The organism is Rahnella sp. R3(2024), assembly GCF_042920125.1.
Lineage (GTDB): Bacteria > Pseudomonadota > Gammaproteobacteria > Enterobacterales > Enterobacteriaceae > Rahnella > Rahnella rivi.
In genome coordinates, this window is the sequence record NZ_JBHGBU010000001.1 from 2763185 (window position 1) to 2776126 (window position 12942).

The following is a 12942-nucleotide window of genomic DNA, read 5'->3' on the forward strand; positions in this document are numbered from 1 at the left end:
CACTCTTCGCAGAGAAAGGAGCTAAAAACTACATCGCCTTCAGATACAACTCGCGCACTTCTTCGCGTGTCGGCGCCCTCGGATTGCATGGCGCGCAAGGGTCTGCCAGCGCTTTGTCCAGCCAGCCTTCAATGTCGGCCTCCTGAATCCCCAGTGCTTTGAAACCGGACGGGATCCCCACTCGTGCCGACAATTGACGGATCGCATCAATGGCCGCGATGCTCGCCTGTGTTTCACTGATGCTTTGCGTATGTACGCCCATCGCGCGGGCGATATCAGCAAAGCGGTGCGGGGCAGAAGCGCGGTTAAATTCTTCGACGATCGGCAACAAAATCGCATTACAGACGCCGTGCGGCAAATTGTGCGTCGCGCCCGGCTGATGCGCCATAGCATGAACCAGGCCCAGACCGGCGCTGTTAAACGCCATGCCTGCCAGATATTGCCCCTGCGCCATTTTCTCACGCGCTTCCAGATTATCGCCGTGATCCACCGCTTTTGGCAGCCATTGGGTAATGGTTGAAATCGCGGCCAGCGCGGTCGGGTCCGTCAGCGGATGCGCGCCGAGTGACACATAGGCTTCAATGGCGTGGGTCAGCGCGTCCATGCCGGTGGCTGCGGTCACATCCGCCGGGATCTTCAGCATTACCGAAGGATCGTCTACGGCGATATCCGGGATCAGGTTGGCATCGATGATCACTTCTTTCACCTGACGCTGGCTGTCGATGATCACCGCATTGCTGGTGAGTTCTGCCGCTGTGCCCGCCGTGGTGTTGATGGCCACCAGAAAAACGCCCGGTTTAGTGACCTTGCCCACACCGGCATACATCGTGGCGGGCCCCGGATTGGCGGTCAGAATTTTAATGCCTTTGGCGGTATCAATCGGGCTGCCACCGCCGAAAGCGATGAGGTAATCGCAATGATTGTCCTGAAACAGACGCAAGCCTTGATCAACATGGGCGGAGGTGGGATTGGGCACGACGCCACCGTACAGGGCGTAGGGCAATTCCGCTTGTTTGAGTGCGTGGAATAAACTATCAAGCAGGCCGAGTTCGACTAACTGGCCGTCGGTAACGATCAGCGCTTTGCCCGGTTGTCGGGTTGCCAGCATCGCCACCATATCTTCGATTGCGCCCTGGCCGTGAAGGCTGATTTTAGGAAGTGCCAACATAAAACTCATAAAAAATCCCTCTAAGAGTAAATAGAACTGATGTTCTGTGTGGCGATGCTCCCGGGTCTTTGCCCGTTCTTGCTACGGGGAACATCCTCTGTTCCCCGTGCAGGATTTATCGTGTCCGGAGCAGCAACCGCCGGATCAGGCTTTCAGTGCCGCCTCGAAAGGCGTGACCTCAAAACGTTTGCCGAGGGCAATCAGTTCGTCGGTCTGAATGGTCTGTTTCATGCCCCCCATGGAAATCACTTTGACCAGAATTTCTGCCGATTTTTCGGCGGTGTCGATCAGGCCAAAGGCGTCATCCAGCGTCGGACCGCAGCCGAAGATACCGTGGAACGCCCACAGCACCAGGCTGTGATGTTGCATCTGATCGGAAGTGGCGGCGCCAATGCCGTCGGTGCCCGGCACCATCCAAGGCACAATGCCCACGCCGTCGGGGAACACCACCAGACATTCGGTGCTGCATTCCCACAGCTTGCGGGTGATTTTGGCGCTGTCGAGTTCCAGCACGTAGGTCAGTGCGATCAGGTTGGTGGCGTGGCAATGCATGATCACCCGATCCTGCCCGTTCGTGACACGTTTACGTACGGCGTGAGATTGCAGGTGTGACGCCAGTTCTGAGGTCGGCAGGCCGCCTGCGGTCAGGCCCCACAGAATTTTGTAGCTGGCGCCTTTGTCATCGAGCTGAATCACGGTCAGCGCTTCCGAAGGGGCGAGCTGTACGTTACGGAAGAACTTCCCGGAACCGGTGACGATGAAGTATTCATTCGCCAGATCCGGCGCATGTTGAGTCAGTTCCACCGTGCGGGGCTGGGCGTAAAAATCATTTTTGTAGGGGGCAATATCTTCCGGTAACAAACGCATGCTGACGTTGCCGCCGTTACGCTCATCCCAGCCTTTCAGCCACATATCTGTGGTTGCTTTAACCATGCCCTGTACAAACCACGCGCTAAATAATGTTTTCATCAGTTCTTTCCTGCGAATAAGGTGAATGCGTTCTGTTGTGATAAGCGATTGTTAACGTTTTGCCAGCACGCTGGTTTCGTAGTGGCGGACGGCATCCAGCCACTGGCCGCCCACCGGCACGTCGTGACGCTGGCAATACATGTCCCAGACCGCCTGCCACGGCAGCGATTTCTGTTCTTCCAGCAGGGCCAGGCGCGCAGTGTAATCGCCTTCGGTTTCCAGCTTTTTCAGTAATTCGGTCGGCTCCAGCAGGGCTTTCAGCAGTGCTTTTTTCATGTTGCGCGTGCCGATAACCCAGGCGGCGATGCGGTTGATGGAAGCATCGAAGAAATCCAGCCCGATATGCACGCGGTTGAACAGATTGTGACGAACGATTTCGCTGGCGATGGCCTGTGTTTCGTCGTCGAGCAGCACCACGTGGTCGCTGTCCCAGCGCACAGGACGGCTGACGTGCAGTAGCAGGCGCGGCACATACAGCATGGCGGCGGAAATTTTGTCGGAAATCACTTCGGTCGGGTGGAAGTGCCCGGCATCGAGGCACAGCGCAGTGCCGCGGCTGGCGGCGTACCCGAGATAGAATTCGTTGGAGCCGACGGTGTAGCTTTCAGAACCGATGCCGAACAATTTGCTTTCAACCGCGTCGATGTGTTCGGTGAGCGCAAACTTCTCAGAAATCACTTCATCAAGCGCACTCATCAGGCGCTGGCGCGGTGCCAGACGATCGACGGTGACGTCTTTCATGCCGTCCGGCACCCAGATATTCATCACTGACGGCGTGCCGAGCGCGCGGCCAAACGAGGCGGATACGCGGCGGCTGGCCTGACAATGTTCGATCCAGAACTGACGGACTTCAGGGTTGGCGCTGGAGAGGGTAAACCCGTCGGCGCTCATCGGGTGTGAAAAACATGACGGGTTGAAATCCAGACCCAGTTTGTTTTTCTTCGCCCAGTCTACCCAGCCGGTAAAATGCTTCGGCTCGATTTCGTTACGCGGCACCGGCGTGTCGGATTCCAGATAAATAGCGTGCAGGTTCAGACGATTAGGGCCGGGGATCATGGAGATCGCCAGTTCTAAATCTGCCCGCAGTTGCTGCGCATTTCGCGCTTTGCCGGGATAGTTGCCGGTCGCCTGGATCCCCCCGGTCAGGCCGCCTTCCGGGTTCTCAAAGCCCGCGACGTCATCCCCCTGCCAGCAATGGATGGAAACCGGCAGAGTATCGAGTTGGGTGATTGCGGCTTCGGCATCAATGCCCAGCTGCGCAAAGCGTTCTTTAGCAAGCGTCCATGCGTGATCGATAGATGAAGTCATACTGCGAGCTCCTCATTGACGTGACAGAGCGCCTCAAAACGGCGCCAGTGAATAGCGAAATCCGCGTGAACACGGGGAATGTAATGGTGCTGTTCGAAGTTCGAAGCCACGATACGACGAAATTCAGCGGTGTCTTTAACGGCGTTGAGCGCCATCAGCTGGCAGCCGATATTGCCGAGCGTAGAGGCTTCAACCGGCCCGGCGCTGACGTTGACCTGACAGACGTCTGCACACAGCTGGTTGAGGAACTGGTTCTGGCTGCCGCCGCCAACAATATGGATATCTTCCAGCGGCGCGCCCTGTAAATCAGCCAGTTGCAGCGCGATTTTGCGATACAGCATGGCCAGACTGTCGAAAATACAACGCGCCAGTTCGGCCGGTGATTCCGGCACCGGTTCGCCAGCCTGCTGGCAGGCTTCGCGGATGGCATTGACCATCGACGGCGGATTGATAAAGCGGTCTTCGTTCGGATTGATCAGGTAAGTGAACGGGGGAATGTTTTTTGCCAGCGTGATCAGCGAAGGCAAATCCTGAATCCCCAGTTCCCGGCAAACCCGCTGGAACAGCCACAGCCCCATAATGTTGCGCAGCACCCGATAACTGTCGTTGATGCCGCCTTCATTAGTGATGTTGTCGTGCAGCGCCTTCGTCTGATTGAACGCTTTCGGACTTTCGATGCCCATCAGCGACCAGGTGCCGGAGCTGAGATAGGCGCTGTGCGGGCCGGTCAGCGGTGCGGCGACCACGGCGCTGGCGGTATCATGCGAAGCGACGCTGATAACCGGCACGCTGCGCCCGCGCGGGCTGTGCCAGACTCCCTTTGAGTTTCCCGGTTGCGTCGGTTTTTGCAGCCAGCGGCGTGGAACACCCGCCAGTTTCAGCAGATCCTCGTCCCAGTCACCGGTGGCGATATTCAGCATTTGCGTGGTGCTGGCGTTGGTATATTCCCAGTTCAGCGCGCCCGTCAGGCGGTAATGGAAATAGTCGGGGATCATCAGCAGATGTGCGGCTGTGTTCACGACCTCGGGCTGTTGTTCGGTCAGCGCCCGCAGCTGATAAAGCGTGTTGAACGGCATAAACTGGATGCCGGTTTTCTGATAAATGGTGTGGCGGCCTGCCTGCTTTTCCATCCGCGCCATCACGCCGTCGGTGCGGCTGTCGCGATAGGCCACGGCTAAACCCACCCGCTGGCCCTGTTCGTCGAGCAGCACGTAATCCACCCCCCAGGTATCGATGCCAATACCATCGAGCGGGACGCCGGAAGAATCCAGACGGTTCAGTCCTTCCAGAATGTGCTTCTCAAGGTCATCCAGATCCCAGGTATCGTGGCCGTCAACGTGCTTCAGAGTATTAGGAAAACGGTGAATTTCTGTCAGCGTCAGCGTTGCGGCTGAATCGGGATCCTGGCGGGTAAACGTGGCCAGCATTACACGGCCGCTGGAGGCACCGAGGTCAATAGCGGCAAGATGGTGAGTTCTCATAGCGGCCATTCCTTGTTGAATATGCTGGCCAGTGTAGGGGAGGTGGGGCGGGGGCACCTTCCGGTGATTGCCACGGGTTTTAACCGGATGGCAGCATTAAAAAGGTAGATGCGAGGCAGATCACAGTTCAGCCCAAAGACCTGCGGACGGCGGTGATGAAAATGGCAGGTAACGCGAACACAGCGATTGTGATCCTCGCCGCAGATCTGCATCACCACTGGGGGAATCTTGAAAAAATGACCGTTTATGCCGTTTTTAGCGCCGCGGTTTGAAGGTAAGACGGCGTGGCACAGGGTAGGGTGGGTTCCCCGAAGCACATGAATGTCTAAACCGGAGGCGATCAATGACGTTACTGAAGGGTGATGATTATTTTGCGGCACCTGAGCTGACGGTGACCGTTGAGCGACGTCTTCCGCAAAGCGTATTCCCGGAGCACTATCACGATTTCCACGAGATTATGCTGGTGGAAAGCGGCTCCGGCGTGCACATCTTTAATGACAATCCCTATACGCTGACGGCCGGCACGGTGTGTTTTGTGCGCGCAAGCGATCACCATTTGTTTGAAAACGTGGAGAATCTGCGGCTCACCAACGTCCTTTTTCGTTCGCCAAAAGCATTCCGTTTTATTCAGGACGTCGGCCATTTTCTGCCACAGGAGCATCATTATCAGGCGCAGATCCACTGGCAACTCAGCCCGCACGTGGTCGTGCAGGTGCTGGAGTGTATAGCGCAGCTGGAAGCGCTGCCGGACAGCATTGAAATGGAGCATATCGCCACGCGTGAAAGCCTGTTCCTGCAGTTGCTGATCCTGCTTTATCAGGATTGTTTCCAGCCACAATTGCGAGACACCTCTGAAAACAAAGTCAATCAACTGTTGCAATGGCTCCAGTCACATTACAGTGAAGAAGTTAACTGGACTGAAGCCGCAGACCATTTTTCTCTGGCGCTGCGCACCCTGCACCGGCAGATGAAGCATTACACCGGCCTGACGCCACAACGGTATCTCAACCGTCTGCGTTTGCTGGAGGCGCGCCGTCGTTTACATCACAGCGATCAGAGCATTACGGATATCGCCTATGCCTGCGGGTTCAGTGACAGTAACCATTTTTCGACGCAGTTCCGTCGGGAATTTTCGGTGTCGCCAAAACTCATGCGTGACCAGTTGCGTTAAGCGGCACCTCTCGCGGCCTCAGGAATTATCTGCCTGAGCCGCCTCGTTTATTTTGTGGTCAAACGGGTTGAGATTGCTGCTATGTCGCTGAAACTGAATAGAAATGATTTCTTTCTGACCGGAATGAATTCCGTCGTGGTGGCAGAGCGCCATCCTCAGGCGGATTTTCCCAGTCACGACCACGATTTTGACGAGCTGGTGATTGTCTGGCGCGGCAATGGTGTCCACATCTGGAACGATATCCCTTATCCCATCACCTGCGGCGATCTGTTTTATATCAACGCCAAAGACCGGCACAGCTATGAATCCGTCAATATGCTGGCTCTGGATAACGTGTTGTATTGCCGCGAGCGTTTCGGGCTGGCGGCCGACTGGGCGCACCTGTTGCCCGGCGAAAGTGTCAGTCAGGAACAGCGTTACTGGCGGCTGAGTACGCTGGGCATGTCGGTGCTGCGCGATAAAGTCGATGAGCTGGCGAAAGAGTGCATGAAATCTGAGGCGCTGTCGGTGCAACTCAGTGAGGCTTTGCTTATGCAGCTGGCGCTGTTGCTGCTGCGCTTTCGTCATCAGCCCGACAGCGGCGTTCTGCCTGATGCCCATCAGCTGGATTTATTGCTGATGGCGCTGCGGGCAGGTATTTCAGCCCCTTTCCATCTGGAAACGTTTTGCCGTCAGCATCAGCTCAATCCCCGCGCTCTGCGCGCTTTGTTCAAGCAGCATACCGGCATGAGTGTGACCCATTACCTGCGCCAGTTGCGGATTTGCCGGGCGATGAGTTTGCTGCGTTATGGCAACATGGCGATAAGCGATGTGGCTGCGGAATGCGGCTTTGATGACAGTAATTACTTTTCGGTGGTGTTTAACCGCGCCTGTGGCGTTTCGCCGCGTGATTACCGGCAACGCTTTACCGGCCATGCAGTCAAATCGCCGGAAGGGGAATACGCCGTGGTAAACCGCCTCTGAAGGCCGATGATAAGCATGTTAAAACAATAAATTAGGATGGCGTGCCGGTGAGGCGTTCACGGTTTAATGGCGGGATCATCAGCAGAGGTTTGGCAGGTGTATCGTGCTATAGGATTATCTTTATGTTTCATTTTTTTCCGAAACTCGGAAAAGCATTCTGAGTCATTGAACAATACGAACTGAAATGAAAATCACCTCTCTCCAGACATTAATTAAAATAAAGCGATGATTTACTTTTCAATGATCCTCTTTTATCTGATGCGGATATGAATGGTTATGCATTAAAGATGAATGCCTGCCCAAAGCTGATAAATTTGAGTGGGCAGGAAAGTCAAAGGGATAACATTAATAACAATAAGCGTATTGTTATTAATGTTACTTTCAGGCCATTTTCTCTTCACTCAACGTCTGCTGTTGTTCAGTCACTTCCCAGGCATAAAGTATTTTATTGCGGCCACTGTTTTTAGCGTTATACAGCGAGACATCAGCCTGACTGAGAGCATTATTAAAATCTCCCTCTTCCAGCGCGGCCAGCCCTGCGCTCACCGTGACATGCGTGGACACCTCGGCGTTAAACAGATGCGGAATATTCAGACCCAGCACTTTATTTTGGATCCGCTCGGCCATGCGGATGGCGTGTTCCTGTTTAACGTTAGACATCAGCACCAGAAACTCTTCCCCGCCGTAGCGGACGACCACATCGCGCGAACGCACGGCGTCGCGAATGGCTGCGGAGACCCTGACCAGCGCCTGATCGCCCATGCTGTGGCCGTAATTGTCGTTGTAAGCTTTAAAGTGATCGATATCGAGCAGCATCACGTAATGACCCGAGGCCTGACTCAGCAGGCCTTCCAGCTTATTCTGTAACCCGCGCCGGTTGTACAGGCCGGTGAGTGGATCAAGCATACTGAGATCGCTGAATTTTTCCCTTTCGCTGTACAGGTTTGACAGCATCCGGCGGGTAAATTCATCGCTGCGCCGCAGCATCAGATGGTGCAGCCATAACCCAATCAGCGGCAGGGAGACGGAAAACATGATGCGGCCGATGTGCTGAAAATCATCTAAAAAGACCACGCACAGAGTGGAAGGTACCGCGTGAAGGCAAAAAGCGAGAAAATTATCAGACAGCGCAATGGCGCTGATAAAGAAAATACTGAGTAAACTCACCAGAAGGTAGTTTTTATCTAAATGCCCGACTTCTTCAAACCGCAAAGCAATTAACCACGCCCACAGTAATCCGATAATGACAGAGCACATATTCAAATGGGCAGAGTAATTTTTCTTTGTGAAAAAAGAAAATACTAAACCTGCACAGCAGAGTACAAAGATCAGAACCAGCGGGAAAGGAGTGGAAACCGCATTATCCGGCGGATCAACCATAGAAAATAGCGCAGTAGCACTATTTAAAAAAAAGAATAGCAACATAACCAGTCGATGTTTGCTTTTTAGCAACTCATCATAGGAATGAGATATCATCAAATTCACTCTATTTATTGTGTTTGTTGTCTGAATAGATAAAGAATCTTATCGCCCAATGCCGTTAATTAAATCCTTACAGGCAGGCCAATGGTTTTAATGCGTAATTATTAGATTTCTATGAATGTATTTTTCATGCGTATTTTTTAAGGCGTTAAAACTAGCACTTTTGTACGCAGGTGTCACCTCGCCAGGGGCGTGCGCAGCAAATAGATGGTAAATGAGAAAAAATCCTATATGATATTGGTTCTCATTATCATTGTTTGGAGCAGGGTTATGATAGCGGCGATTGTCATGGCATGTGGGATCTGGGCGGTTGTGTGGGTGCTGGGTAAGCGTCTGACCAGCGGCTGGGGCGTTTTATTGCCTTGTGCACTGATGCCGTTGCTGGCGATGGCACATATGACGCTCGATCAGCTCCGCGTACTGGTCGTGGTCGCAATGCTGGTTACGCTGGTGATGCTTTTTCACCGGACATTGCGCCATTACATGTTGTTACCATCATTTATGGCACTGGCGGGTGGTCTGGCCGCGGTCACGCTTAATTTTAGTCTATAGTCATAAGTGATTGTTATAAAAAAGGAACGAAAAGAGATGAAAAGCAGGAAACACAGTAAAGCCGCAGGGATTTTTTATTTTTTAAAAGCGAGAGAGTTAATGCAGGAAGGAAAAACCGGAGAACAGAATCATGTGGTGCGAAGAGAGGGACTTGAACCCTCACGTCCGTAAGAACACTAACACCTGAAGCTAGCGCGTCTACCAATTCCGCCACCTTCGCACAGATGAATTCTGCTTACTGCTTGATTTATATCACCGGTTTGGTGCGAAGGGAGGGACTCGAACCCTCACATCCGAAGGACACTAACACCTGAAGCTAGCGCGTCTACCAATTCCGCCACCATCGCGTACCGTGCCGTGCAATATAAATCTTGTGATTGTATTGGTGCGAAGGGAGGGACTCGAACCCTCACATCCAAAGGACACTAACACCTGAAGCTAGCGCGTCTACCAATTCCGCCACCATCGCGTTCCAATTGATTACTGTGGTGACGCATTCATCAGAATGTCATCAGCAAGTAACACAACCACGGGGGCGAATTCTAGAGATTTTCCCACAGCCGTCAACAGTTATTTCCCCCATTGTGGACGTTTGATGTAAAAAACAGCATATCCGTAGTGAATAGATGAAGAGGTAACATTATCGTCAGGTTAATTGATGTTTTATTCAACAATACCTGAGGATAACGGCCTGTGAACTGAATGGCTGCCAGGCTATGAAAACAGTGAGATAAGCCAGTCCAGCAGCGCGCGGATCCTCGGTGCCAGAAAGCGTCCGGGCGGGTACATTATGTACAGCGGCATCGGCGGTGGCGGGTACTCCGGCAGCACCTCAATCAGCGTTCCCTGCGCCAGTTCCTGTGCAATGGCCAGTTTCGAAGCCTGAATCAGTCCAAACCCTGCTTTTGCCGCCGCCACGTAGGCATCGGCACCGCTGACGGTCAGGGTGGCGGGGAGCATAATTTTTTCCGTATTGCCGCCAACCCTGAACTCGAGATGCGTTTCGGCCCGCTGATGGGCAAAAAAATAGCCAACCGCCTGATGTGATTGCAGATCGGCCAGCGTCTGAGGTGTGCCGCGTAACGCGAGATAGGCCGGTGAAGCGCAGGTCAGTTGCACCAGATCGGTGAGATGACGCGATTGCAGATTGTCATCTTCCGACGGCCAGGCGCGCAGAACGCAGTCCACACCCTGATCCAGCAGGTTGATGGCATTATCGTTAGCGCTGAGGATCAGGTTGATCTGTGGATACCGTTGATAAAATTCACTCAGCGCCGGGATCACCCGTTCGCGTGCCAGCGAGTGCGGCATATCGATGCGTACAATGCCTGAGGGCTGATTTTTGTGATGGGCGAATAACGTATCGGTTTCTTCCAGAGCGGCCAGTAAATGCAGGCAGCGCTGATAATAAATTTTCCCTTCGTCGGTAATTTTCACCTGACGGGTGGTGCGTAAAAACAGCCGAACGCCGAGCCGCTGCTCCAGCCGTTTGAGCGTGGTGCTGACGGTGGCGCGTGGGATGTCGAGGTCTTCCGCCGCGCGGCTGAAACTTTCCAGCTCTGCAATACGGATGAAAATTTTCATAGCCTGAATCTGATCCATATCACTCCCGGCGATGGCTGGTGGCTTTCTATTGTTCGTGAATTCTGAACAGTGTTGCACGTTTACGCTGATTTATCTTTTCCGGCACAACAACCACACTTCATTTCGTCACTCCCCCATTCATGTCAGAAGGAAAGTCAGATGAAACAACGTCAGCTTGGAAAAAATGGCCCGCTGGTCTCCGCGCTCGGTTTAGGTTGCATGGGTATGAGCGATTTTTACACCACCGGTCAGGACGAAAAAGCGTCGCTGGCAACGCTTGAACGGGCGCTCGAACTTGGCGTGACCCTGTTAGATACCGCTGATATGTACGGGCCGCATACCAACGAGGAGTTGCTCGGCCGCTTTCTGAAAGGCCGTCGCGAGAACGTCTTTCTGGCCACCAAATTCGGCATCGTACGTGATGCTTCCAATCCGCAGGCGCGCGGTACAAACGGCCATCCCGACTACGTGCGTCAATGCGTGGAAGGCAGCCTGAAACGTCTGGGAACCGACGTTATCGATCTCTATTATCAGCACCGCCCCGATCCTGCCGTGCCGGTAGAAGAGACGATCGGCGCGCTGGCGGATCTGGTGCGTGAGGGCAAGATCCGTTATATCGGCCTGAGCGAAGTGTCGGTGAGCATTCTGGAACGGGCGCACAGCGTTCATCCGATCACGGCGCTGCAAACAGAATATTCGCTGTGGTCGCGGGATGTGGAGGCAGATATTTTACCGGCGTGTGAACGGCTGGGTATTGGATTTGTGCCGTACAGCCCGCTGGGGCGAGGTTTTCTGACCGGTCAAATCCGTTCGATTGACGATCTGGATGCCGACGATTACCGTCGCGACAGCCCGCGTTTTCAGGGGGAGAACTTCGCGAAGAATCTGCAACTGGCGGAGAGAATTGCTGAGCTGGCGCAGGAAAAAGGGATAAAACCGTCGCAGCTGGCGCTGGCCTGGGTATTGTCGCGTGGCGACAACATGGTGCCGATCCCTGGCACCAAACATCGTCATTATCTTGAGGAAAACATCGCCGCGCTTGATGTCTCCCTGAGTGAAGCCGAAATCGCGGCGATCGAAGCAGTATTTCCTTTCCGCGCCGCAGCAGGCGAACGCTACAACGTAGAAATGATGCGCATCCTCAGTGTCTGACTGATTAACGTCTTTTCTTTTTCGAATCGCGCGGCGCACGGCCACGAACGGCTTTATACACTTTGAAGCGGCCGTTTTGGGCCAGCACTTCATGGCTGCCGAAAGCATCATCAAGCAGCGCGGCATAAGGCAGGAAGGCGTTAGCCACAATGCGCAGTTCGCCGCCGATATTCAGATGGCTGATTGCGCCACGGATCAGCTGCTCAGACGCATGCAGGCTGGTTTGCAGCCCTTCATGGAACGGCGGATTGGAAATGATCATATCGAAACGGCCATCAATGTCTGAATAGACGTTGCTGGCAATCACTTCGCCGTCCAGTCCGTTGGCGGCAAGCGTGGCGCGGCTGGCTTCGATAGCGGCTGCGCTCACATCGCTGAGCGTGATTTTCATCTTCGGCGAGTAAGTCGCCAGAACAGAGGCCAGAACGCCTGAACCGCAGGCGATATCCAGAACTTTGCCTTTCACCGGCTCTTCAAACGTGTTGATCAACAACAGGCTTCCGCTGTCCAGACCTTCACGGCTGAATACGCCCGGCAGGGTTTTGATGGTCACTTCTTCGACCATGTATTCATCCCACCAACCGTCAGCATCAAATTCAGGCTGTTTTTCCAGACGGCCATGATACAAACCACAGCGGCGGGCGCTGTCGATTTTGCTCAGTTCACACAGTCCTTCCAGCGTGGTTTCCGCGCTGCGTACGCCGCTGCGGTTTTCGCCGATGACAAACACGTCGATGCCAACCGGCATCTGCGACAGCAGATTAAACAGCTGGAATTTGGCTTCGAGTTTGCTCTTAGGCCAGTAATAAATCAGCACATCGCAAGGGGCGATAAGATCTGCGTCGGCGAGTAAACCGAACTGTACGTTGTCGCCCAGCGCTTTGCTGAGCATCTGCCCGTGGTGATACATATTGGTGTGGACGCGGACTTCTTCGGCGTCAATTTCAGCAGGCAGGCTGTCTTGTAAGTCGCCGGCGAACAGGACGCGGCGGCCTTCAAATTCTTCGCTATGGCGCAGTATGACTTCACTGGCCGGAGTTAATGCAGACATCAGGATAAGGCTCCTCAGGGTTTGGCCCGCGATTATATACTCTTCGTCCCTGATTGAGTAA

Annotated in this window: 12 protein-coding genes and 3 tRNA genes; 5 read left to right on the top strand and 10 right to left on the bottom strand. The window is 53.9% G+C overall.

From position 1 onward, the window contains the following. Positions 1–28: 28 nt before the first annotated feature. The 4 genes from fucO to rhaB all read right to left on the bottom strand — a co-directional run bounded on the left by fucO (position 29) and on the right by rhaB (position 4926). Positions 29–1177: a lactaldehyde reductase gene (gene fucO, locus ABSH60_RS12475; RefSeq protein ID WP_390974194.1), complete on the bottom strand. Its 1149-nt coding sequence runs from the start codon at positions 1175–1177 to the stop codon at positions 29–31. Positions 1178–1312: 135 nt separating this feature from the next. Beyond that, a complete protein-coding gene (gene rhaD, locus ABSH60_RS12480) occupies positions 1313–2137 on the bottom strand; it encodes a rhamnulose-1-phosphate aldolase (RefSeq protein ID WP_056776624.1) in 825 nt (274 codons plus the stop codon). A 51-nt stretch (positions 2138–2188) separates the two neighbouring features. Beyond that, complete coding sequence (locus tag ABSH60_RS12485) at positions 2189–3445, bottom strand: L-rhamnose isomerase (RefSeq protein ID WP_122094272.1); 1257 nt, start codon at positions 3443–3445, stop codon at positions 2189–2191. Then, a complete protein-coding gene (rhaB, locus tag ABSH60_RS12490; RefSeq protein WP_122094270.1) occupies positions 3442–4926 on the bottom strand; it encodes a rhamnulokinase in 1485 nt (494 codons plus the stop codon). The genes ABSH60_RS12485 and rhaB overlap by 4 nt, the downstream gene beginning before the upstream one ends. Positions 4927–5269: 343 nt before the next feature. Here rhaB and rhaS point away from each other — a divergent pair, with 343 nt between their 5' ends. Beyond that, complete coding sequence (gene rhaS, locus ABSH60_RS12495; RefSeq protein WP_390974196.1) at positions 5270–6097, top strand: HTH-type transcriptional activator RhaS; 828 nt, start codon at positions 5270–5272, stop codon at positions 6095–6097. Positions 6098–6178: 81 nt separating this feature from the next. Further along, positions 6179–7060: an HTH-type transcriptional activator RhaR gene (rhaR, locus tag ABSH60_RS12500; protein WP_390974198.1), complete on the top strand. Its 882-nt coding sequence runs from the start codon at positions 6179–6181 to the stop codon at positions 7058–7060. 381 nt (positions 7061–7441) lie between these two features. Here the strand turns inward: rhaR and ABSH60_RS12505 are convergent, their stop codons facing one another. Next, entirely contained in the window at positions 7442–8536 is a 1095-nt protein-coding gene (locus tag ABSH60_RS12505) for a diguanylate cyclase (protein ID WP_183848499.1), read from the bottom strand. A gap of 276 nt (positions 8537–8812) precedes the next feature. Between ABSH60_RS12505 and ABSH60_RS12510 the strand changes: the two genes are divergently transcribed. Both ABSH60_RS12510 and ABSH60_RS12515 read left to right on the top strand, forming a co-directional pair. Then, on the top strand, positions 8813–9094 hold the full coding sequence (locus ABSH60_RS12510; RefSeq protein ID WP_056777204.1) for a DUF1435 domain-containing protein: 282 nt from the start codon (positions 8813–8815) through the stop codon (positions 9092–9094). A 36-nt stretch (positions 9095–9130) separates the two neighbouring features. After that, positions 9131–9265 carry a hypothetical protein gene (locus ABSH60_RS12515; RefSeq protein WP_256370236.1) on the top strand — a complete coding sequence of 45 codons (135 nt, stop codon included), beginning with the start codon at positions 9131–9133 and terminating at the stop codon, positions 9263–9265. On the opposite strand, the gene ABSH60_RS12520 is transcribed toward ABSH60_RS12515, so the two are convergent. The 4 genes from ABSH60_RS12520 to ABSH60_RS12535 all read right to left on the bottom strand — a co-directional run bounded on the left by ABSH60_RS12520 (position 9228) and on the right by ABSH60_RS12535 (position 10696). Beyond that, positions 9228–9314, bottom strand: a tRNA-Leu gene (locus ABSH60_RS12520). The two genes, ABSH60_RS12515 and ABSH60_RS12520, sit on opposite strands and share 38 nt — an antisense overlap. Positions 9315–9355: 41 nt before the next feature. Further along, positions 9356–9441, bottom strand: a tRNA-Leu gene (locus tag ABSH60_RS12525). Positions 9442–9477: 36 nt separating this feature from the next. Next, positions 9478–9563, bottom strand: a tRNA-Leu gene (locus tag ABSH60_RS12530). A gap of 245 nt (positions 9564–9808) precedes the next feature. Further along, positions 9809–10696, bottom strand: a complete 888-nt coding sequence (locus ABSH60_RS12535; RefSeq protein ID WP_122094266.1) for a LysR family transcriptional regulator — start codon at positions 10694–10696, stop codon at positions 9809–9811. Positions 10697–10837: 141 nt separating this feature from the next. Between ABSH60_RS12535 and ABSH60_RS12540 the strand changes: the two genes are divergently transcribed. Continuing rightward, on the top strand, positions 10838–11830 hold the full coding sequence (locus ABSH60_RS12540) for an aldo/keto reductase (protein ID WP_390974201.1): 993 nt from the start codon (positions 10838–10840) through the stop codon (positions 11828–11830). 4 nt (positions 11831–11834) lie between these two features. On the opposite strand, the gene rsmC is transcribed toward ABSH60_RS12540, so the two are convergent. Then, the gene (gene rsmC / locus ABSH60_RS12545) at positions 11835–12881 is read right to left on the bottom strand and encodes a 16S rRNA (guanine(1207)-N(2))-methyltransferase RsmC (RefSeq protein ID WP_056776643.1); all 1047 of its coding nucleotides are present in this window, start codon (positions 12879–12881) and stop codon (positions 11835–11837) included. Positions 12882–12942 lie beyond the last annotated feature (61 nt).